The sequence below is a fragment of the Luteipulveratus flavus genome (genome assembly GCF_029439465.1).
Taxonomy (GTDB): Bacteria; Actinomycetota; Actinomycetes; order Actinomycetales; family Dermatophilaceae; genus Luteipulveratus; species Luteipulveratus flavus.
The window spans coordinates 1-20,745 of sequence record NZ_JAROAV010000037.1; the positions used below are offsets into that span (position 1 = coordinate 1).

Consider the following 20,745-nt stretch of genomic DNA (forward strand, 5'->3'; position numbering starts at 1 on the left):
ACGGAGTTCATGGCGGGGATGTTCGGCATCGGCTTGCCGTCCTTGCCGGCCTCGAACCACGCCTTCACGTCGGGGTTGGTCGCCGCGACCTTGTCGTACGCGGCCGTCAGCGCCGGCGGGCGGTTGCCGGCGGCGAACAGCGCCTCCTGCACGTCCTCACGCGGGACGTACTTGGTGACGAACTCCTGCGCGAACGTGGCGTTCTTGGCCTTGGCCGAGACGTAGAACATCTGCACGCCGAGGAACGGCTTCATCGAGCCGCCACCGGCGACGGTCGGCAGCGGGCTGATGGCGTACTTCACGCCGGACTTCTTGATCTTGTCGATCGCCCACGGGCCGCTGATCATGAACGGCGCCTTCTTGGAGTCGAAGAGCGTGTCGACGTTCTTGTCGTCGATGTTGGTGGACAGCGCCTTGGCCTTGCCCATCTTGGCGAGCAGCTCGCCGCCCTTGACCGAGTTCGGGCTGCCGACGATGACCTTGGCCGGGTCGTAGTCGCCGTTGGCCTTGGTGCCGAAGATGCCACCGTCGAACGCCGACAGGTACGGGTAGCCGTTGTACGCGTCGCCCTTCTTGCCGATCTGCTGGGCAAGGACGTTCGTGACCTTCTTGCTGGCCACCAGCTTCTGACCCTGCGTGAGGAGCTCGTCCATCGTCTTCGGCGCGTTCGGGACCAGCTCGGTGTTGCGGATCAGGCCGATGTTCTCGACGGCGTAGGGAACGCCGTAGACCTGGCCGTTGTACTTGGTCGCGGCCATCGCCTGCGGGGCGAACTTCGCCTGGTCCGCGGCGGAGAGGTTCACCGGGGAGACGGTGGCGTTCTGGACGAGCTCGCCCAGCCAGTCGTGTGCGCCGACGACGACGTCCGGACCCTTGCCGACCTTCGTCGCGTCCTTGAACTGCTGGCGGGCGTCGGTGACGATCTGCACCGCGACGGTGATGCCGTTCTCCTGGCCGAACTGGGCCGCGTACTTGCTGACGGTCGGGGCGCGGTCGGCGTCGGACCAGATGACCAGGTCGGCCTTCGCGTCGCGCGCGGGGTCCTTGGTCGAGACCGTGGTGGGCGCGGCGGCAGCGGCAGCGCTCGAGGTGGAGGCGGACGCGGCGGGCGGGGTCTGCGCGGCCGACCCGCTGGCGCTGCTGCCCGAGTCGGACGAGCCGCCGCATGCGGTCAGCAGCAGGGCTGCCGACCCGCCGACGGCGATGGCGAAGGGGCGTTTGAACACGGGCTCTCCTTGAGGGCTGGACGCTCGCGGCGGCCAATGACGGCGTTGTGACGCCGGTCATAGTGCCCGATCTCTCCATCGTTTTGCAAGATCTTGCAAGGATCCGTCGGTGAACTGATCTGGAGCAGTCCGGTGTCGAACGACACATGACCTAGGTCACATGGGGCAAGATCGAGGGACCGGGTCCCCGACGGCCCCGGTGTTCCATCACAACGGATCGTCCGGCACGTTCCTGCCGGTGACGGAAGGGCAGCACCATGGCAACAGTCACGTACGACCAGGCAACCCGCGTCTATCCCGGGGCCGAGACCCCCGCGGTCGACGCGCTCGACATCGCGATCGAGGACGGCGAGTTCCTCGTCCTCGTCGGTCCCTCCGGCTGCGGGAAGTCCACCTCCCTGCGCATGCTCGCCGGCCTGGAGGAGGTCAACGGCGGACGGATCCTCATCGGGGACCGCGACGTCACCGACCTCTCCCCCAAGGACCGTGACGTCGCCATGGTCTTCCAGAACTACGCGCTCTACCCGCACATGTCGGTCGCCGACAACATGGGCTTCGCCCTGAAGATCGCCGGCACGCCGAAGGCCGAGATCCGCTCGCGCGTCCTGGAGGCCGCCAAGATCCTGGACCTGGAGCCGTTCCTGGAGCGCAAGCCGAAGGCGCTCTCCGGTGGTCAGCGCCAGCGCGTCGCCATGGGCCGCGCGATCGTCCGCTCGCCGCAGGTGTTCCTGATGGACGAGCCGCTCTCCAACCTGGACGCCAAGCTGCGCGTGCAGACCCGCACCCAGATCGCTTCACTGCAAAGGCGGCTCGGCGTCACGACCGTCTACGTCACCCACGACCAGACCGAGGCCATGACGATGGGCGACCGGGTCGCGGTGCTCAAGGACGGCATCCTGCAGCAGTGCGACACCCCGCGCCGCATGTACGACCACCCGGACAACGTGTTCGTGGCCGGCTTCATCGGCTCGCCCGCGATGAACCTGCTCGACGTGCCCGTCGCCGACGGTGGCGTGAAGCTCGGCTCCGTCGTCCACCCGGTCGAGCGCGGCGCGCTCTCCGGCGCCGGTCAGCGGGTCACCCTCGGTGTCCGCCCGGAGGACCTCGCGCTCAACACCGACGGCCAGGGCATCCCGGTCGAGGTGGACGTCGTCGAGGAGCTCGGCGCCGACGCGTACGTCTACGGCCACACCACCGTCGACGACGACCAGCTGCAGATGATCGCCCGTGTCGACGGACGCACCCCGCCGGAGAAGGGCTCGACGGTGTACTTCACGCCCAAGGAAGGCCACGTCCACCTGTTCGACCCCGAGTCGGGCGCCCGCCTGGGCGACTGACCCAGCACACGCCGAGGGGTACGCCCGGGGCCCTCCCCAGGCGTACCCCTCCGCCTGCTCGCCACCTCGCCGCCCGCTGCTCATACTGCGTTTGGTGTTGATGACGCGGTTCGAACTGCGTCATGAACACCAGTCGCAGTTTGATCGCGAGCTCAGGCCGCCAGGTCGCTCAACGCCGACCGCACGCGACTCACGATCATCGCTGGGTGGTCGAGATCGGGCCAGATGAGGCGGACGAAGGACCACCCGAGCCGACGGAGCATGTCCTCTCGGATCTTCTCCTCCTGCAGGGCTTTTGCGCCGTTCTCGCCCTTGTACTTGACCATGCCGTCGAACTCGATCAGCAGGCGCGTTCCCCGGACCCGGAAGTCGGGTCGAGCGATCAGCCTTCCGTTCACCTCGATACGGAACTGAGGCTCGATGTCGAAGCCTGCGCGGCGCAGGATGAGGCGGGTGATGGATTCCCCCGCCGACTCGCTCCGACCGTCCATGAGTGCGAACATCCGGGCTGCACGCCCGATCCGGTGGCTGCGCGGAAGGGCGTCGATGACGTCGGCGAGCGCGGCCCGCGTGAGGAGGTCCTGATGCAGCGCGCTGTCTGCGGAGACGACGCCGGGGAGCACTCCGGCGTCACGTGCGACGTCGACGACCGCCCAGCTCGGCGCCACGGACGGCCAGCGGCCGACCTGCACGACCTCCGGGCGTACCAGCGGCCGCCTGATGATGACGCACTCCGTCGAACGTGTCGCACAGCCGTTCAGCCACACACCTTGAGCCCGGTCGTAGTTCACGCCGTGGGTGTCGATGCCGTGCAGGATGAGCGCTGACCTTCCGGCGGCCGCCACACCGGGGTTGCTCAGCAGCATCGCGTGCGTCTTCTCCAGAAGCCGCTCGTCGCGATCTCGGGGCGGGGCCGGGCGGGTGCTGTAGATGCCGCGGATCACCGGTCGGCAGCGGCGTTCCTTCACCCAGGAGCGCAGCTGGGTCGGGTGGATGCCCGCGGCGAGTACGTCCGTGCGCCCGAACAGCTCTCCCTGGGACGCCGCGAGCACGAGTAGTGCGTCATCGATCACGCCGGCAGGGTGGCACTTTCGGGAGGAGCACGCCGGTGACCCTGTGGACGGCCGCCCCGATCGCGTGTTCAAACTGCGTCTGGTTCTCCTGACGCGGTTCGAACTGCGTCAAGAACACCAAACGCAGTTTGGGCGGCGGCGGTGCGTCGGCCTGTTGGTGGGTGCGTCGAGGGGCGTGCGGTGGGACGATCGAGGACGTGGCTCTGGAACTCACGGCCGCGCGGCCGTACCCCGCTCTGCTGGACCTGCCCTGGAGCACGCCGCTGGAGGAGTGGCCGGAGGAGATCCTGGCGGCTCTGCCGCGCGGCATCTCTCGGCACGTCGTCCGGTTCGTGCGCGTCGAGGGCCGGGTGATGGCAGTCAAGGAGATCAAGGCCGACATCGCCCGCCGCGAGTACGGCATGCTCCGGATGCTGCGCCGCCTCGGACAGCCGGCCGTCGAACCCGTCGGGGTGGTCGCGGGCCGGACCACCATGGCCGGCGAGCCGCTGGACGCCTGCCTGCTCACCCGGCACCTGCAGTTCTCCCTCCCCTACCGCGCGATGCTCAGCCAGACGCTGAAGCCCGACACCGCCCAGCGGCTGATCGACGCGCTCGCCGTGCTGCTCGTACGTCTGCACCTGAGCGGTTTCTGGTGGGGCGACGTGTCCCTGTCCAACACGCTGTTCAAGCGCAACGCCGGCGAGTTCGCCGCGTACCTCGTGGACGCCGAGACCGGCGAGCTGCACGACCGGCTGAGCACCGGCCAGCGGGAGCACGACCTCGACATCGCGCGCGTCAACATCGCCGGCGAGCTGATGGACCTGCAGGCCGGTGGCCTCATCGGCGAGGAGGTCGAACCCATCGAGGTCAGCGAGCAGATCATGACCCGGTACCGCACCCTGTGGGAGGAGCTGACGAAGACCGAACGGTTCGAGACCGGCGACCGGTGGCGGGTGGACGAGCGCATCCGCCGCCTCAACGACCTGGGCTTCGACGTCGGCGAGCTCGACATCACCACCGACATCGGCGGCACCGAGATCCAGATCCAGCCCAAGGTCGTCGACGCGGGCCACCACCGGCGCCGGCTGCTGCGACTCACCGGCCTCGACGTCGAGGACAACCAGGCCCGGCGCCTGCTCAACGACCTGGACGCCTACCGCGCGGCGACCGACCGGCAGAACGACGACGAGGAGCTGGTCGCCTACGACTGGCTGACCAAGATCTACGAGCCGGTGACGCGGACCGTGCCCGCCTCGATGCGCGCCAAGCTCGAGCCGGCCGAGATCTTCCACGAGGTGCTCGAGCACCGCTGGTACCTCTCGGAGAAGCAGGGCCACGACGTCGCGATCGAGGACGCGATCGTCGACTACGTCGACACCGTTCTGCCGACCAAGCCGGACGAGAAGGCGGTCGTCGGCGTCGACACGGAGTCCATCCCGGTACGCGCGCGTACGGACTGAGCGGCGGGACGCTCAGCCAGCAACCGGCGTGCAACCCCGGATCACGTTGTCCCACAGGGAGTTTCGGTCGCCCACCGGCACCCGGTCGACCGGCAGCTCGAGCTCGTCACCGACCAGCTGCCACCACTCGGCGCTCGACGCGCATACCTGCTCGTGCAAACCCGTTCGCGTCGAAGCGGCGGTACGTCGCCCCTTTGAGCAACCGGACGACGTCGGCCGAGCGGCGCTGAGCGGACACCGCGCCGACGCAGCTGCCGAGCCCCACGTCGACCAGCCAGTCGGCGCTGTCGAGCCTCACCGTGATCACCGCGTGCTCACCGGTCGCGCCGGGCGGTGCGTCCTGGCGGCCACCCTGGACGCCGCCGCGGTGCAACCGCGCGTCGTACCCCAGCTCGCCGAGCAGCCAGTGGAACGCGCCGTTGAGGTGGAAGCAGTAGCCGCCCCAGCCGGACAGGATCCGGGAGACCGACGAGCCGACGTCGATGCCGACCTGCCTGCCGAGGGCCAGCCAGATCGTCTCGTACGGCACGCGCTCGACGTGAGCCCGCTGCAGCTCGGTCAGGGCCTCGAGCGACGGCGGCCGACGGATGACGCCGAGCCGGTCGAGGTACGCGTCGCGGGCACCGTGGTCTCGATACGGCTCGCCCTGCGGGGCTCGCCTACTCGACCGGCGAGACATGGGTTCCCCTACTCGACCGGCGAGACATCGGTTCTACTCGACCGGCGAGGCATGGGTCAGGCGCGGGCGCGCTGGCGGGAGATCTCGTAGAGGGTGACCGAGGCGGCGATGCCGGCGTTCAGTGACTCCACGGCCGAGCTCATCGGCACCGAGACGATCTGGTCGCAGGTCTCGCCGACGAGCCGGGACAGGCCCTTGCCCTCGGAGCCGACCACGATCACCAGCGGCTCGGACGCCAGCGTGATCTCGGGCAGCGACACGTCGCCGTCCATGTCGAGGCCGAGCACGAAGAAGCCGGCCTTGCGGAAGTCCTCCAGCGCACGCGTCAGGTTGCCGGCCAGGGCGACCGGGACGCGTGCGGCGGCGCCGGCGGACGTCTTCCACGCGGAAGCGGTCATGCCGACGGAGCGGCGCTCGGGCACGACCACGCCGTGGCCGCCGAACGCGGCGACCGAACGGACGATCGCGCCGAGGTTGCGCGGGTCGGTGATGCCGTCCAGCGCCACCACGAGCGGGATGCCCGGCGTCTCGGGGTCGATCAGGTCACTCGGGTGCGCGTACTCGTACGGCGGCACCTGCAGCGCGAGGCCCTGGTGGACGGCGCCGTCGGTGAGGCGGTCGAGCTCGCCGCGCGGTGTCTCCAGGATCGGGATCGCTCGGTCGGCGGCGATCTTCAGCGCCTCGCGGACCCGGTCGTCGGAGTCGATGCGGCCGGCGACGTACATCGTCGTGGCCGGGATGTCGGACCGCAGTGCCTCGACCACCGAATTGCGCCCGGCGATGACCTCCGACGACTGCTTGTTGCGCCGCTGCGGTGGCCTCGACGAACGCTGCCCGCCAGCACCGTCACCCGCCTTGTCCGCACGCCGAGCAGCCTTGTACGCCTTGTGGTTCGGCCGCTCGGCGGCCTTCGGGGTCGGGCCCTTGCCCTCCAGGCCGCGTCGGCGCTGGCCGCCGCTGCCGACGACCGCACCCTTCTTCGAGCCTGCCTTACGGATCGCGCCTCGACGGCGCGAGTTGCCGGCCATGTCAGTCCTTCTCGTCGTGTGCGGGACGGGCGAGCGACCAGCGCGCACCGTCCGGAGTGTCCTCGACCACGACGCCCGCCGCGGTCAGCTGGTCCCTGATGGTGTCCGCGGCGGCGAAGTCCTTGTCCGCTCGGGCCGTCTTCCGCTGCGCGATGAGCGCCTCGACGAGAACGCCCAACGCCTGCTCACCACGGCCGTCACCACCCGAGCTCCACTGCGGGTCAAGGGGATTCACGCCGAGGACCGCAGTCATCGCCACGACCTCGGCCGCCCGGTCGCGGGCCGTGTCGGTGTCGCCGTCGTCCAGAGCGGTGTTGCCCTCGCGGACGGCGTCGAACACGACCGCGAGCGCCCCGGACACGTTCAGGTCGTCGTCCATAGCGGCCGCGAAGGTTGCTGGTACGGGGACAAACCGGTCGGCGTACTTCGCCGGCTCGGCCCGCTGCAGGAAGCCCTCGATCCGCTCGACGGCGGCGCCGGCCTCGGCGAGCGCGCCCTCGTGGTACTCGATCGTCGAGCGGTAGTGCACCGAGCCGAGGTAGTAGCGCAGCACGATCGGCCGCACGGTCTTCGTGAGCTCCTCGACGGTGAGGGTGTTGCCGAGCGACTTGCTCATCTTCTCGCCCGACAGCGTCACCCAGCCGTTGTGCATCCAGTACTGCGCGAAGCCGAGGCCGGCGGCACGCGACTGGGCCTGCTCGTTCTCGTGGTGCGGGAAGCGCAGGTCGATGCCGCCGCCGTGGATGTCGAAGGAGTCGCCGAGCCAGCGCCGCGCCATGGCGGAGCACTCCAGGTGCCAGCCCGGGCGCCCCTCGCCGTACGGTGTCGGCCAGGACGCCGTCGCGGGCTCCTCGGACTTGCGGCCCTTCCAGAGCGCGAAGTCGCGCGGGTCCCGCTTGCCGCGCGGGTCGGCGTCCTCGGCCGCCTCCATGTCGTCCAGCGACTGCCGGGTCAGCTCGCCGTAGGCGGGCCAGGACCGCACGTCGAAGTAGACGTCGCCGCTCTCGTCGGGCGCCGGGTAGGCGTGGCCCTTGTCGATCAGGGTCCGCATCAGGTCGACCATGTCGGTGATGTGACCGGTGGCGCGCGGCTCGTACGTCGGTCGCAGCACCCCGAGGGTGTCCAGCGCGTCGCTGGTCTCCCGCTCGTGCGCGTACGACCAGGCGAACCACTCCTCGTCGTGCTCGGCCGACTTGCGCAGGATCTTGTCGTCGATGTCGGTGACGTTGCGGACGAGCGTCACGTCGTACCCGTGGCCGGTCGTCAGCCAGCGCCGCAGGATGTCGAAGGCGACGGTGAACCGGACGTGCCCGATGTGCGGTGAGCCCTGGGTGGTGAGGCCACAGATGTAGATGCCGACCTTGCCCTCGTGCTGCGGGACGAAGTCGCGCAGCGACCGGGTCGCGGTGTCATAGATCTGCAGAGTCACGCGCAGAGTCTAACGAGCGCAGCGGTGGCGCCGGACGACGCGAGAGTCACGCCCGCACGGGCCGCGACCGACCGGGACGTTCACGAGCGCCGTCGAGGGCTGCCAGACGGGGGCCGCGGTGCTAGACAGAGCAGGGTCAGCGCTCATCGTCTCGTCCAGCTGGAGTGACCATGCGTCGTCTCACCTCTGCCGTCTGCATCCTCGGAGCGACCGGGCTCGCCGCCGCCGCGACCGCCTTCCCCAGCGCCGCCTCGGCCAAGCCGCACCATCAGGCCGGACCACTGCCCGGCGGCTACAAGAACCTCGTCGTCATCTACGAGGAGAACCACTCCTTCGACAACCTGTACGGCGGGTGGGGCCGGGTCAACGGCCAGCGCGTCGAGGGCCGCCGGGCCGTCACCCAGGTCGCCCAGGACGGCACCCCGTACGGCTGCCTGCCGCAGAACGACGTCAACCTGACCTCGCCGCCGCTGTCCAGCACCTGCACGGACCCCGCCCACGGCATCGCGGCGAGCCACTTCACCAACGCGCCCTTCACGTTCGACGACTACATCAAGCCCGACGACACGACCTGCCCGCCCGAGGGTACGTTCGCCCCGCACGGCGTCCTGAAGGGCACGGGCCTGCCCGGCGGCTGCACCCAGGACCAGGTGCACCGCTTCTACCAGGAGCAGTACCAGCTCAACGGGGGCCGGCAGAACCGGTACGTCACGGGTTCGGACGCCGTCGGCTCCACGGTCGGCGTGTACGACACGAAGGCGCTGCCGATCTACCGCTACCTGCACGGCAAGGGCGCCCCGAACTACGTGCTCGCCGACCATTTCTTCCAGGCCGCGTTCGGCGGGTCGTTCCTCAACCACCAGTGGCTCATCGCCGCCCGCTCTCCGCTGGACACCTCCGGTGGGGGACTCGGCGCCAAGACGTCGGTGCTGGACTCGAACGGCATGCCGACCTCGTACGACCAGTACAAGGCGACCGGTCCGGTGGTCGACGGCCAGCTCACCCAGGCGTGCGCGGCCGGCGGCAACGACCCCGTACGGGCGTGCGGCGCGTACGCCGTCAACACCGTCCAGCCGAGCTCGCCGCCCGCGTCCGCGAGCGGCGCGAAGATCCCGCTGATCAACGACGCGGTGTACCCGAACATCGGCGACCGGATGACCGCCGGCGGGGTCTCGTGGAACTGGTACTCCGGCGGCTGGGACGACGCGGTCGCGGGCCACCCGGGCGGCACCTTCCAGTACCACCACCAGCCGTTCAACTACTTCGCGAACTACGCGCCGGGCACCCCCGGACGCAGCCACCTGCAGGACGAGAAGAAGTTCTTCGCCGCGGCCAAGGGCGGCACCCTCCCGCAGGTCAGCTTCGTGAAGCCGTACGGGTCGGAGAACGAGCACCCGGGGTACGCCAGCGAGCACGACGGCTCCGACCACCTGGTCGACCTGCTGGAGGCCGTGACCAAGGGCCCGCAGGCCAAGGACACGCTCGTCGTGGTGACGTACGACGAGTTCGGCGGGTCCGCCGACCACGTCGCCCCGCCGACGGTCGACGCCTGGGGTCCGGGCACCCGGATCCCCGCGCTGGTGCTCTCGGCCGGCATGAAGAAGTCCGGTGTCAGCCGGACCTCCTACGACACGACCTCGATCCTCGCGACGATCGAGCGTGCGTACGGGCTGCCGGCGCTGAGCCCCCGCGACGCCGCGGTCAACGACCTGGCACCCGCGGTGAAGGTCGGCAACCCGGGTCCCTCGCACCACTGACGCCTGGGCCGGCCGGCGGAGCACCGCCGGCCGGCCACGGCGTCCTCAGACCGCGGGGACCGGACTCGCGTACGTCCGGTGCAGCCACATCCGCTCCGCCAGCGCCCACGCGGTGGAGGTCAGCAGGTACAGGCCGGCGGCGAGCGGCAGCACGGCGACCGCGAGCACGGTCCCGAACGAGAGGACGGGCAGCAGCCGCGCGGTCCGCTGCATCGCGACGGCCACCTCGGGTGCGGTCCCGTCCGGGAACGTCGGCGCCGTCGCCGTACGCCGCGTGAACCGGTACGAGCCCCACGCCACCAGCGCCACGGCCACCAGCAGCGCGCCGAAGACCAGGGACCCCGACCCGGCGGCCGCCACCAGGTGGGACCCGAGCGGGACCCCGAGCAGGCTCTGGTTCAGCAGCAGGTTGGCGTGCCCGGCGAGGCTCGACGCGGTGAACAGCCGGTACACGGACGAGACGACGGGGATCTGGACGAGGAGCGGCAGACAGCCCGCCCGTCCGTCGCGGGTGGCGCGGTACGCCGACCGCACCAGCGGGTGCAGGGCGAGCCGGACGAGCGCGGTGAGCACGACCACGGCGAGCGAGGCGGGCAGGACGTCGGTCAGGTGGACGAGGGCGGTGTGGAGCAGCAGGACGAACGGGTCGAGCAGGGACAGCACGGCGAACCTCCGGTGAGGTCGAAGAAGAGGAGGACCGGAGGCGGGGGCCCGATGGGTCAGGCGCCCGCCGGGCCGACACCGGGCGCTCGAGGGCGCGGGCGGCCGGGCAGGTCGGGGCGCCGGAGCGCGACCAGCAGGGAGCGCCAGGCGCGACGGCGGCGGTCGACGTGCACCGACCGGGTGGTCGTGGGTGCGACGACCGTGAGCGCGACGGCCGCGAGCAGCAGCACGATCGCGGTGGCCGCCACGGCGATCGACGTGCCCAGCACGATGTGGGCCACGGGCAGCAGGAGCGCCACGGCCAGGGCCGTGTCGAGGTCGCTCAGCAGCTGCACCCGGCCAGGTTAGTGCCCGCGGTCGATCCACTCCTGCAGGTGCGGTGCCTCGTCGCCGATCGTGGTCGAGTCGCCGTGGCCGGTCAGGACCACCGTCTCCGGCGGCAGCGTGAGCAGCCGGTCGCGGATGGACCCGATGATCGTCGGGAAGTCGCTGAACGACCGGCCGGTCGCGCCCGGCCCGCCCTGGAAGAGCGTGTCACCGGTCAGCACGACGCCGAGGTCGCGGGCCAGGAAGCAGCAGGCGCCCGGCGCGTGACCCGGCGTGTGCAGGACCTCCAGCGTCGTGCCGGCGACCTCGATGCGGTCGCCGTCGGCGAGCTCGTGGTCCGGGCCGACCTCGTCGTACACGCGGTCCCACAGCTCGCGGTCGGCCGGGTGCAGATACGACGGCGCGTGCGTCGCGTCGTACACCTCGCCGACGGCGCTGATGTGGTCGTCGTGCGCGTGCGTGCACAGGACGGCGAGCAGGCGACGGTCGCTGACCGCCGCGAGGATGGGTGGCGCGTCGTGGGCGGCGTCCACGACCACGCACTCGTCGTCGTTGCCGATCACCCAGACATTGTTGTCGACGTCCCAGGTCCCGCCGTCGAGGCTGAACGTGCCTGAGGTGACGACCTTCTCGATGCGTACGCCGTCGCGGTCGAGCACCGTCTCCGCGCCGCTCACAGGACCACCACCGAGCGCAGCACGTCGCCGCCGTGCATCTTCTCGAACGCCGCCTCGACGTCGCCGATCCCGACCTTCTCGGTGACGAACGCTTCCAGGTCGAAGCGGCCCTGGCGGTAGAGGTCGACCAGCATCGGGAAGTCCCGGGAGGGCAGGCAGTCGCCGTACCAGCTGGACTTCAGCGCACCACCGCGCCCGAAGACCTCGATCAGCGGCAGCTCGATCTTCAGGTCCGGCGTGGGGACGCCGACGAGGACGACCGTGCCGGCGAGGTCGCGCGCGTAGAACGCCTGCTCGTACGTCTCCGGTCGCCCGACCGCCTCGATGACGACGTCCGCGCCGAAGCCGCCGGTGAGGTTGCGGATCTCTTCGACGACGTCGGCCTCCTTGCTGTTGATCGTGTGCGTGGCACCGAAACCCTTGGCGTGGCTGAGTTTTCGGTCATCCACGTCGACCGCGATGACCGTCGTCGCACCGGCGATGGACGCGCCCGCGATCGCCGCGTCGCCGACACCGCCGCACCCGATCACGGCGACGGAGTCACCGCGGCCGACGTTGCCGGTGTTGACCGCCGCGCCGAACCCGGCCATGACGCCGCAGCCGAGCAGCCCGACGGCCGCCGCCTCGGCGTCCTTGTCGACCTTGGTGCACTGACCGGCGGCGACGAGCGTCTTCTCCGCGAACGCGCCGATCCCGAGGGCGGGCGTCAGCTCGGTGCCGTCGTCGGCGAGCGTCATCCTCTGCTCGGCGTTGGCGGTGTCGAAGCAGTACCAGGGCCGGCCCTTGGCGCAGGCGCGGCACGTGCCGCACACCGCGCGCCAGTTCAGCACGACGAAGTCACCCGGCTCGACGTCGGTCACGCCCTCGCCGACGGCCTCGACCGTCCCCGCGGCTTCGTGACCGAGCAGGAACGGGAAGTCGTCGTTGATGCCGCCCTCGCGGTAGTGCAGGTCGGTGTGGCAGACCCCGCACGCCTCGACCTTCACGACCGCCTCGCCCGGTCCGGGGTCCGGTACGACGATGTCGACGACCTCGACCGGCGACCCCTTCGCTCGGGCGATGACTCCCTTGACGGTCTGCGGCATGGTGGCTCCCTCGGCGTCGAGTGCGGCGTACGTGACCGACCATAGGCGCCCGGCCCCGCGCCCGACGTACGGTGTCCGGATGAGCGATGCCGAGCTCGACCCCGTGCTGCAGGACCCGGTACGCCGGCGGATCTGCGCGGCGCTGATCCTGCCCGGCCCGGTGGAGCGCCCGGCCCTGCAACGACTGCTCGCGCTGCCCGACGCCACGCTGGCGGACCACCTCGACGCGCTCGGCGAGGCCGGCTACCTCGAGGAGCAGGACGGCCGGGTCGGCCTGACCGAGTCCGGGCGTGCGGCGCTGGTGACGTACGAGGCCGAGCGCGACCGGCTCGAGCGACAGCTGCGCGAGAACGACCGGCCGTATCCGCCGGTCACTTCCTAGAGCCTTGGCGCAGAAGGAACGTGCGGCATCACGCCCGTTCCTTCGGCACCGAGCCGGCCGCTCAGCCGACGAACGGCTCCTCGCCCGGCACGACGAGCGCGGTCGCGATCGCCGCCACGCCCTCGCCACGACCGGTGAGCCCGAGGCCGTCCGCCGTCGTGGCGGACACCGACACGGGTACGCCACCGAGCGCCTCCGCGAGCGCCTGCGCGGCCTCGTCCCGCCGGGGGCCGAGCTTCGGGCGGTTGCCGATCACCTGGACGGCGACGTTGCCGATGCGGAACCCGTGACTGCCGAGGATCCGCCGGGCTTCCGCGAGCATGTCGACCCCGCGGGCGCCGGCCATCTCGGGCCGGTCGGTCCCGAAGTGCTGACCCAGGTCGCCCAGCCCGGCCGCCGAGAACAACGCGTCGCACATCGCGTGCGCGACCACGTCACCGTCGGAGTGCCCCTCGATGCCCCGCTCGCCGGGCCACTCCAGGCCGGCCAGGTGGAGCGGGCGGTCGTCCTCGGCGTACGCGTGGACGTCGACGCCGATGCCGGTGCGCGGGAGGTGGGTCACAGTCCCGATCGTCCCACGGTGGCTGCTGCCAGCCAGGACGAGCGCCCCGAACGGTCACTCGTCGCGCGCACCCCACCGCGCCAGCGCTCACGAGCGGCCCGAACGGTCACTCGTCGGGCTGAGCCGAGGGTTTGGCGTCGACGGACGACCCGAGCGGTCACTGCCTGGACGCAGCGAGGGCGGTGAGCACCGCCTGGGCGAGGTCGTCGGAAGTGGCGTGCGCCGTGTCGAGGCGCAGGTCGGGGTCCCAGGCCGCGTACTCACGGTCCCGCACCTCCTGCCAGGTCGGGTCGACGTGCCCCTCGATGTCAGGGACCCGGCCGGTCACCCGGGCCTCGTGCACCGCGGGGTCGGAGCACACGAGCTCGATCTCCAGCACCCGGGCGTCGTGCCGTGCCGCCACGGCCCGCCAGGCCTCACGGGTGACGAGCAGCGGATTGACCGTGTCCGCCACCACGGACGTACCCAGCGCGAGCTGGTCGCCGGCCACCTCGAACGCGATCGCGTAGCCGGTCTCCGGCGGCACCTCGCCCGCGCCGACCCGGCGCAGGCCCGTCTCGATGGTGTCGACCCGCAGATGAGCCACCGGCGTACGTCGCGCGATGGCCCGGGCCAGCGAGGTCTTCCCGACCCCGGGCAGCCCGCCGAGTACGACGAGCGCCGGCCCCTCGGGCCCCGCGCCGGGCGTGGCCGCTGCGGCGAGGCGCTCGACAGCCTCCAGGTCCGCGGGGTGGGTCACCTTGATCGCCTGCGTGTCGCCGTCGATCACCACGACCGTGCCGCCCTGCCGCTCGACCAGTGCCGCGTCGTCGGTGGCCTGGTCGCCCCCGGTGTGCGCGCGTTCCAGCGCCGCCCGCGCGAAGCCCTGCGGGGTCTGTACCGCGCGCAGCGTGGAGCGGTCGGGCGTGGCCACCACGTGACCGGCGGCGTCGACCTGCTTGACGGTGTCGGTGACCGGCAGCCCGGGGACGACGGCATCGGCGCCCGCGCGGACGGCGGCCACCACGGCGTCGAACAGGGTCGTCGGCGCGAGCGCGCGCGCGGCGTCGTGGACGAGCACGACGTCGACCTGCTCGTCCAGGGCCTGCAGTCCCGCGGCGACCGAGTCGGTGCGCTCGGCCCCGCCCTCGACCACCGTCATCCCGGGGAAGCCGTCCGGGTCGAGAGCGCGTGTCGTGCTGCCTCCGCCCTCCGGGAACCCGCACGACACGCGCTCTCGGCGTAGGAGGAGGTCGAACTCCGCCCGGTGCGACGCCGGGACGACCACGACGACCTGCTGTACGCCCGCTGCGGCGCGAGCCCGGCGGACGGCGTGCACCACCATCGCCTCGCCGGCCACCTCGACCAGGGCCTTCGGACGGTCGGCCCCGAGCCGGGTGCCGAGGCCACCGGCCACGATCACGACACCGACCGCGCTCACGGCCACCTCCTTGCAGTGCTGCGGACATGGACGACGCCCGCGACGAGGAGCGTCGCGGGCGTCATCGGGACTGAGTCAGGAGGCGAGGACCTCGTCGAGAGTGGCCTCGGCCTTGTCCTCATTGGTGTGCTCGGCCAGGGCCAGCTCGGAGACGAGGATCTGGCGCGCCTTGGCCAGCATCCGCTTCTCACCGGCGGACAGACCGCGGTCCTGGTCGCGGCGCCACAGGTCGCGGACGACCTCGGCCACCTTGATCACGTCTCCGGAGGCGAGCTTCTCGAGGTTCGCCTTGTAGCGGCGCGACCAGTTGGTCGGCTCCTCGGTGTGGTCGGCGCGCAGGACCTCGAAGACCTTGTTCAGGCCTTCCTTGCCGACGACGTCACGCACGCCCACGAGATCACAGTTCTCGGCGGGAACCTCGATGGTGAGGTCTCCCTGGGCAACCTTGAGCTTGAGGTACTGCTTGTCCTCTCCCTTGATCTTGCGGACGTTGATCTCTTCAATGAGGGCCGCCCCGTGGTGCGGGTACACGACCGTCTCGCCGACCTTGAAAGCCATATGGTGTTTGCCCCTTTCGCGGGTCTCAGGATAGCACGATCGGGCACCATCCCCGAAACGTTTGCGCAGGTCAGAGGCCTGCGAGGCGGCTCGAAGGGCTATGCATCGCCCCTTGACACCGCCCCCTCCAGCGTGCTTCGCGCGCGACAGGAAGGTGGTACGGAAGTGACGGGGGTCACCGGCGCACCGGCGCGGGAGGGCCCGTCCGGGACCGGTACGCTGGCGCCGTGATGCGTCCTGCCCTCAGTCCCCTTCGTGCGCGAACCCTCGCCGGCGTCGGTGCGCTCGGCGCGGCCGTGCTGCTCAGCAGCTGCCAGTCGCTCTCCGAGCAGACCACCGACCTGAAGTACGACGCCGGCGACGGTGTCAGCGCCACGGTCGGCGCGCTCCAGCTGTCGAACGTCCTGCTCGTGACCACCGGGAAGGGCAAGCCGGGCGAGATGCACGGCATGGTCACCAACAACGGTTCCACCGCCGCCCAGCTGCAGGTGACGCCCGCGGGCTCCACGCCGGCGACCATCTCCGTACCCCCGCTCACCGCCGTCCGGCTCGACGGCCAGGCCTCCGGTGACGCCGCCGCGGGCGGCTCGGGCGTGAAGGTGCCCTCGGTGAGCGCCGACCCCGGCCGCATGGTCCAGGTCACCTTCAGCACCGGACGGTCCGGCTCCTCCGCTGTCCAGGTCCCGGTCCTGCTGGACCAGTACCCGTACGGCACCGCGACGCTGACCCACGAGCCCGACGGCACCGCCAGCCAGCCGGGCGACGTCGGCGAGGAGGCCGGGTCCGGCTCCGAGCACTGACCCGCCCACCACGGACGACGACGGTCACCCCGCTGCAGCGAGGTGGCCGTCGGCATCGGTGGTCTCAGACGGTCTCGAACTTGTAGCCCAGGCCGCGCACCGTGACGATGAACTGCGGGTTCCCGGGGTCCGGCTCGACCTTGGCGCGCAGGCGCTTGACGTGCACGTCGAGCGTCTTGGTGTCCCCCACGTAGTCGCTGCCCCACACCCGGTCGATGAGCTGCATGCGGGTCAGCACCCGCCCCGCGTTGCGCAGCAGCATCTCCAGCAGCTCGAACTCCTTCAGCGGCAGCTGCACCGACCGCCCGTTGACCGCCACGGTGTGCCGCTCGACGTCCATCCGGACCGGTCCGCTCTCCAGGGTGGCCGGCAGCAGCTCGTCGGCCTCCTGACCGCGCCGCAGCACGGCCTTGATCCGAGCCAGCAGCTCACGGCTGGAGTAGGGCTTGGTGACGTAGTCGTCCGCGCCGAGCTCCAGCCCGACGACCTTGTCGACCTCGCTGTCCTTGGCGGTCAGCATGATCACGGGCACGTTCGAGCGCTGGCGCAGGTTGCGACACACGTCCACTCCGGACATGCCCGGCAGCATCAGGTCCAGCAGCACCAGGTCGGCCCCGCCCCGGTCGAACTCCACGAGCGCGTCCGGGCCGGTCTCGGCGACGGTCACGTCGTAGCCCTCCTTGCGCAGGAGGTACGACAACGGGTCGGAGAAGGACTCCTCGTCCTCGACGACCAGGATCCGGGTCATGCGTGTGTCCTTCCTCGGGGAGCCGCGGGCGGGTGCTCGCGCGGCCGAACGTGGTGGTCGACCGTTCCGGCGCCGTCGTCGACGACGTCCGGTCCGGGGGCGGCCTCGGTGACCGGGTCTGCCCGGGGGCCCGCCCCGGCGTCCTGCGCGGGCTCGACCGACGCCGCGTCCGCGGCGGGGAGCCGCATCGTGAACGTCGAGCCCTGGCCTTCCTCGCTCCACACGGTGACCTCACCGCCGTGGTTGACACAGATGTGCTTGACGATCGCCAGGCCGAGCCCGGTACCACCGGTCTCACGGGAGCGCGCGGGGTCGACGCGGTAGAAGCGCTCGAAGATGCGCTCCTGCTCGGCGGCCGGGATGCCCGGGCCCTGGTCGGTGACCGCGATCTCGACGAGCTCGTCCACGCGGCTGACGACCGTCACCACGCGGGTCCCGGCCTCGGAGTAGTTGACGGCGTTCGCGACCAGGTTGCGCACGGCCGTGGTGAGCAGCTCACCGTCGCCGTACACCACCAGCGGCCCCTCACCGGACGTGGCGGTCACCAGCTCGATGTCGCGGTCCTCGGCGACCACCCGCAGGTGGTCCAGCGCCTCCGCGACCGACTGGGTGACGTCGACCAGGACCGGCTCGTGCAGCGTGTCGGCGACCTGGAGGCGCGACAGCTGGACGATCTCGCGCACCAGCGTCGAGAGCCGCTGGGTCTCGATCTGCATCCGCATGGCGAACCGCTCGACCGCCTCCGGGTCGTCCTTGGCGCCCTCGACCGCCTCGGCGAGCAGCGAGAGCCCGCCGACGGGGGTCTTCAGCTCGTGACTCACGTTGACGACGAAGTCGCGCCGGGTCTCCTCCACCCGCCGGGAGTGGGTGCGGTCCTCGACCAGCACCAGCACCAGGTCGCCGTGCAGCGCCGCGACGCGTACGCCGAGGGTGAGCCGGCCCCGGCCGAGCGGGCCGCGCGGCAGCTCCATCTCGACCTCGCGCACCACGTGGTCGCGGCGGACCTGGCGGACGAGGTAGCGCAGCTCGTGGTGCATCAGCTCGGCACCGCGGACCAGGCCGAGGGCCTGGGCGGCCGGTGAGCACCGGACGACGCGGTCGGAGGCGTTGACGACGACGGTGATCGAGCGCAGCGCGCCCAGCACGTCCTGAGCACCCGGGCGCAGCGTCTCCGCGTCGCCGGCAGCCGCGTCGTCGCGGTCCTGGGCGTGGTCACGGCCGGCGAGCGCACGACGTGCCAGCCACACCGCGACAGCGCCCAGGACGACGCCGACGAGCAGCCACAGCACGGCCCAGGTCAGGTCAGACACGCCGTCCAATGTACGGCCGGCCTGGACGTGCTCCCGACCATCGTCGCCGCCACGCGCGCTGAGTCGCCGAGTGTTCATCTGAGCGCTGGAGGACGTTCATGCCATCCTGAGATGGTCGCCCGTGCGTACCGCCCGGGCGCCGATGTCGGCTGCGCCGATGGCAACCACGGACAGAAGGATGTAGGACACCATGCGCGATGCGTTCCACGAGAACCTCGATCGCATCTCCGATGAGCTCGTCGAGATGACCACGATGGTCGGCCAGGCCATCGAGCGAGCCACCACGGCGCTGCTGGACGCAGACCTCAGCGTCGCGGAGAGCGTGATCGCCGCCGACGACGACATCGACGAGGTGCGCCGCCAGGTGGACGACCGGTGCGTCGACCTGCTCGCCCGGCAGCAGCCGGTCGCGACCGACCTGCGCATGGTGGTCACCGCCATGCACATGGCCTCCGACATCGAGCGGATGGGTGACCTGGCGCGCCACGTCGCCAAGGTCGCACGCCGCCGCTACCCCAGCGGCGCCGTGCCGGACGACGTCGCCGAGATCATCTCCGCCATGGAGAACGTCGCCAAGCGCCTGGTCGCCAAGACCGGTGCCGCGATCGCCGACAAGGACGTCCACGCCGCCATCGAGATCGCCAAGGACGACGACGAGATGGACGAGCTGCACCGCACGATCTTCAACACGCTGCTCAGCGGCGAGTGGTCGCACGGCACCGAGTCGGCCGTCAACCTGACCCTGATCAGCCGGTACTACGAGCGGTTCGGCGACCACGCCGTCGCCGTCGCCGACCGGATCGTCTACCTGGTGACCGGCAGCTACGGCACCGTGGACGAGGGCCTGGTCACGAACGCCTGAGCGCCCGGCCGTCGATCGACGGCCACGCCGAGGCGCCCCGGCCCCCCGCCCGGACCGATCATCGGTCCGGGCGCCTCGTCGGTGGGTCAGCGACCCTGGTTCGCGACGGCTGCGGCAGCCGCAGCCGCCGTCTCCGGGTCCAGGTACGTGCCGCCCGGCACGGTCGGACGGAGCTGCTCGTCCAGCTCGTACACCAGCGGCATGCCGGTCGGGATGTTCAGCCCGACGATGTCGTCGTCGGAGACGCCGTCCAGGTGCTTGACCAGCGCCCGCAGCGAGTTGCCGTGCGCCGCGACCAGGACCGTGCGACCGGAGCGCAGGTCGGGCACGATGCCGGACTCCCAGTACGGCAGGAACCGCTCGATGACGTCCTTGAGGCACTCGGCGAGCGGTGCCTCGTCGCCCAGGTCGGCGTACCGCACGTCCGCGTCCTGGCTCCACCGCGACCCCTTCTCGATGGGCGGCGGCGGCGTGTCGTACGAGCGGCGCCAGGTCATGAACTGCTCCTCGCCGAACTCCTCGAGGGTCTCCTTCTTGTTCTTGCCCTGCAGCGCGCCGTAGTGCCGCTCGTTCAGGCGCCAGCTGCGCTTGACGGGGATCCAGTGCCGGTCCGCGACGTCGAGCGTGATGTTGGCCGTGGTGATCGCGCGACGCAGCAGCGAGGTGTGGACGACGTCCGGGGTCAGACCCGCCTCGCCGATCAGCTCGCCGCCGCGCCTCGCCTCCGCCCGTCCCTTCTCGGTGAGGTCGACGTCGACCCACCCGGTGAACAGGTTCGCGGCATTCCACTCCGACTCGCCGTGGCGCAGCAGGACAAGGGTGTACGTCATGCCCGCGAGTCTAGGGACCCGCGCGGACCGACCTGACACGACGTGCACCAGGGCTCACGAGCTGCCCGGTGGGGCCTCCAGGAGGTGGCGGAAGGCCTCGAGGTTGCGGGTGGACTCACCTCGCGAGACCCGCCAGTCCCACTCCTTCTGCATCGAGCTGCGGAAGCCGAGCACGAGCAGCTCGTTGAACGCGTTGTCGCTCGCCTCCAGCAGCACCCCCATCAGCTGGTCGAGGTACTCGTCGGTGACCGCGCCCAGCGGCACCCGCCCGACGACGTACACGTCACCGCTCCGGTCGATCGCGTACGCGAGGCCGGGCAGGCGCAGGTTGCGCTGCAGCAGGTAGCGGTAGAACGCCTCGTGGTTCTCGTCGGCGTTGCGGATGACGAACGCCGACACCGACAGCGACTGCTCGCCGACCTTCAGCGAGGCCACCGTCCGCAGCTTGCGCTCGCCCGGCAGCGTCACGACGTACTCGCCGTCGGACGCGCCCGCCTCCCACTCGATCTCGGCGTCCGCCAGGAAGCCCTCGATCACGTCCGTCACCACG

The 20,745-nt window shown here is 71.1% G+C and carries 22 protein-coding genes; 6 read left to right on the plus strand and 16 right to left on the minus strand.

Translation table 11 applies throughout. The features are described from left to right. On the minus strand, nucleotides 1-1,226 hold a 1,226-nt coding region (locus P4R38_RS14845; RefSeq protein ID WP_277192848.1), incomplete at its 3' end, for a sugar ABC transporter substrate-binding protein. Nucleotides 1,227-1,483: 257 nt separating this feature from the next. Between P4R38_RS14845 and P4R38_RS14850 the strand changes: the two genes are divergently transcribed. Next, a complete protein-coding gene (locus tag P4R38_RS14850; protein WP_277192849.1) occupies nucleotides 1,484-2,563 on the plus strand; it encodes an ABC transporter ATP-binding protein in 1,080 nt (359 codons plus the stop codon). 152 nt (nucleotides 2,564-2,715) lie between these two features. Here the strand turns inward: P4R38_RS14850 and P4R38_RS14855 are convergent, their stop codons facing one another. Beyond that, nucleotides 2,716-3,636 carry a type IV toxin-antitoxin system AbiEi family antitoxin domain-containing protein gene (locus P4R38_RS14855; RefSeq protein WP_277192850.1) on the minus strand — a complete coding sequence of 307 codons (921 nt, stop codon included), beginning with the start codon at nucleotides 3,634-3,636 and terminating at the stop codon, nucleotides 2,716-2,718. 197 nt (nucleotides 3,637-3,833) lie between these two features. On the opposite strand from P4R38_RS14855, the gene P4R38_RS14860 reads away from it, so the two are divergent. Next, on the plus strand, nucleotides 3,834-5,078 hold the full coding sequence (locus P4R38_RS14860; protein WP_277192851.1) for a DUF4032 domain-containing protein: 1,245 nt from the start codon (nucleotides 3,834-3,836) through the stop codon (nucleotides 5,076-5,078). Between the two features lie 106 nt (nucleotides 5,079-5,184). Here the strand turns inward: P4R38_RS14860 and P4R38_RS14865 are convergent, their stop codons facing one another. From P4R38_RS14865 to cysS, 3 genes are read right to left on the minus strand one after another with little or no spacing between them, the layout of a single operon-like run. Further along, entirely contained in the window at nucleotides 5,185-5,757 is a 573-nt protein-coding gene (locus tag P4R38_RS14865; protein ID WP_277192852.1) for an arylamine N-acetyltransferase family protein, read from the minus strand. A gap of 56 nt (nucleotides 5,758-5,813) precedes the next feature. Beyond that, on the minus strand, nucleotides 5,814-6,785 hold the full coding sequence (gene rlmB, locus P4R38_RS14870) for a 23S rRNA (guanosine(2251)-2'-O)-methyltransferase RlmB (RefSeq protein WP_277192853.1): 972 nt from the start codon (nucleotides 6,783-6,785) through the stop codon (nucleotides 5,814-5,816). 1 nt (nucleotide 6,786) lies between these two features. Beyond that, on the minus strand, nucleotides 6,787-8,214 hold the full coding sequence (cysS, locus tag P4R38_RS14875) for a cysteine--tRNA ligase (RefSeq protein WP_277192854.1): 1,428 nt from the start codon (nucleotides 8,212-8,214) through the stop codon (nucleotides 6,787-6,789). 170 nt (nucleotides 8,215-8,384) lie between these two features. Here cysS and P4R38_RS14880 point away from each other — a divergent pair, with 170 nt between their 5' ends. Next, nucleotides 8,385-9,971, plus strand: a complete 1,587-nt coding sequence (locus tag P4R38_RS14880) for an alkaline phosphatase family protein (RefSeq protein WP_277192855.1) — start codon at nucleotides 8,385-8,387, stop codon at nucleotides 9,969-9,971. A gap of 45 nt (nucleotides 9,972-10,016) precedes the next feature. Here the strand turns inward: P4R38_RS14880 and P4R38_RS14885 are convergent, their stop codons facing one another. The 4 genes from P4R38_RS14885 to P4R38_RS14900 are packed head-to-tail and all read right to left on the minus strand — an operon-like array spanning nucleotide 10,017 to nucleotide 12,723. After that, nucleotides 10,017-10,634 (minus strand): YidC/Oxa1 family membrane protein insertase, encoded by a 618-nt coding sequence (locus P4R38_RS14885; protein ID WP_277192856.1) that lies wholly within the window; start codon nucleotides 10,632-10,634, stop codon nucleotides 10,017-10,019. A gap of 56 nt (nucleotides 10,635-10,690) precedes the next feature. Then, nucleotides 10,691-10,969 carry a DUF6412 domain-containing protein gene (locus P4R38_RS14890; RefSeq protein ID WP_277192857.1) on the minus strand — a complete coding sequence of 93 codons (279 nt, stop codon included), beginning with the start codon at nucleotides 10,967-10,969 and terminating at the stop codon, nucleotides 10,691-10,693. 9 nt (nucleotides 10,970-10,978) lie between these two features. After that, nucleotides 10,979-11,638, minus strand: coding sequence for an MBL fold metallo-hydrolase (locus tag P4R38_RS14895; protein ID WP_277192858.1), 660 nt, complete (start codon nucleotides 11,636-11,638; stop codon nucleotides 10,979-10,981). Then, complete coding sequence (locus P4R38_RS14900; RefSeq protein WP_277192859.1) at nucleotides 11,635-12,723, minus strand: S-(hydroxymethyl)mycothiol dehydrogenase; 1,089 nt, start codon at nucleotides 12,721-12,723, stop codon at nucleotides 11,635-11,637. Before P4R38_RS14900 ends, P4R38_RS14895 begins: the two co-directional genes overlap by 4 nt. A gap of 79 nt (nucleotides 12,724-12,802) precedes the next feature. On the opposite strand from P4R38_RS14900, the gene P4R38_RS14905 reads away from it, so the two are divergent. Continuing rightward, the gene (locus tag P4R38_RS14905; protein WP_277192860.1) at nucleotides 12,803-13,105 is read left to right on the plus strand and encodes a winged helix-turn-helix domain-containing protein; all 303 of its coding nucleotides are present in this window, start codon (nucleotides 12,803-12,805) and stop codon (nucleotides 13,103-13,105) included. 61 nt (nucleotides 13,106-13,166) lie between these two features. On the opposite strand, the gene ispF is transcribed toward P4R38_RS14905, so the two are convergent. The 3 genes from ispF to P4R38_RS14920 all read right to left on the minus strand — a co-directional run bounded on the left by ispF (nucleotide 13,167) and on the right by P4R38_RS14920 (nucleotide 15,645). Next, nucleotides 13,167-13,667 (minus strand): 2-C-methyl-D-erythritol 2,4-cyclodiphosphate synthase, encoded by a 501-nt coding sequence (gene ispF / locus P4R38_RS14910; protein ID WP_277192861.1) that lies wholly within the window; start codon nucleotides 13,665-13,667, stop codon nucleotides 13,167-13,169. Between the two features lie 157 nt (nucleotides 13,668-13,824). Then, a complete protein-coding gene (gene ispD, locus P4R38_RS14915) occupies nucleotides 13,825-15,087 on the minus strand; it encodes a 2-C-methyl-D-erythritol 4-phosphate cytidylyltransferase (protein ID WP_277192862.1) in 1,263 nt (420 codons plus the stop codon). A gap of 75 nt (nucleotides 15,088-15,162) precedes the next feature. After that, nucleotides 15,163-15,645, minus strand: a complete 483-nt coding sequence (locus P4R38_RS14920; RefSeq protein ID WP_277192863.1) for a CarD family transcriptional regulator — start codon at nucleotides 15,643-15,645, stop codon at nucleotides 15,163-15,165. 227 nt (nucleotides 15,646-15,872) lie between these two features. Between P4R38_RS14920 and P4R38_RS14925 the strand changes: the two genes are divergently transcribed. After that, the gene (locus P4R38_RS14925) at nucleotides 15,873-16,445 is read left to right on the plus strand and encodes a hypothetical protein (RefSeq protein WP_277192864.1); all 573 of its coding nucleotides are present in this window, start codon (nucleotides 15,873-15,875) and stop codon (nucleotides 16,443-16,445) included. Nucleotides 16,446-16,509: 64 nt separating this feature from the next. On the opposite strand, the gene P4R38_RS14930 is transcribed toward P4R38_RS14925, so the two are convergent. Both P4R38_RS14930 and P4R38_RS14935 read right to left on the minus strand, forming a co-directional pair. Then, nucleotides 16,510-17,193 (minus strand): response regulator transcription factor, encoded by a 684-nt coding sequence (locus tag P4R38_RS14930; RefSeq protein ID WP_277192865.1) that lies wholly within the window; start codon nucleotides 17,191-17,193, stop codon nucleotides 16,510-16,512. After that, nucleotides 17,190-18,503, minus strand: a complete 1,314-nt coding sequence (locus tag P4R38_RS14935) for a sensor histidine kinase (RefSeq protein ID WP_277192866.1) — start codon at nucleotides 18,501-18,503, stop codon at nucleotides 17,190-17,192. Before P4R38_RS14935 ends, P4R38_RS14930 begins: the two co-directional genes overlap by 4 nt. 190 nt (nucleotides 18,504-18,693) lie before the next feature. On the opposite strand from P4R38_RS14935, the gene phoU reads away from it, so the two are divergent. Further along, the gene (gene phoU / locus P4R38_RS14940) at nucleotides 18,694-19,365 is read left to right on the plus strand and encodes a phosphate signaling complex protein PhoU (RefSeq protein ID WP_277192867.1); all 672 of its coding nucleotides are present in this window, start codon (nucleotides 18,694-18,696) and stop codon (nucleotides 19,363-19,365) included. 86 nt (nucleotides 19,366-19,451) lie between these two features. On the opposite strand, the gene P4R38_RS14945 is transcribed toward phoU, so the two are convergent. Together P4R38_RS14945 and P4R38_RS14950 are read right to left on the minus strand one after the other, a co-directional pair. Then, nucleotides 19,452-20,195 (minus strand): phosphoglyceromutase, encoded by a 744-nt coding sequence (locus tag P4R38_RS14945; RefSeq protein WP_277192868.1) that lies wholly within the window; start codon nucleotides 20,193-20,195, stop codon nucleotides 19,452-19,454. 54 nt (nucleotides 20,196-20,249) lie between these two features. Then, a complete protein-coding gene (locus tag P4R38_RS14950; RefSeq protein ID WP_277192869.1) occupies nucleotides 20,250-20,744 on the minus strand; it encodes a type III secretion system chaperone family protein in 495 nt (164 codons plus the stop codon). Nucleotide 20,745 lies beyond the last annotated feature (1 nt).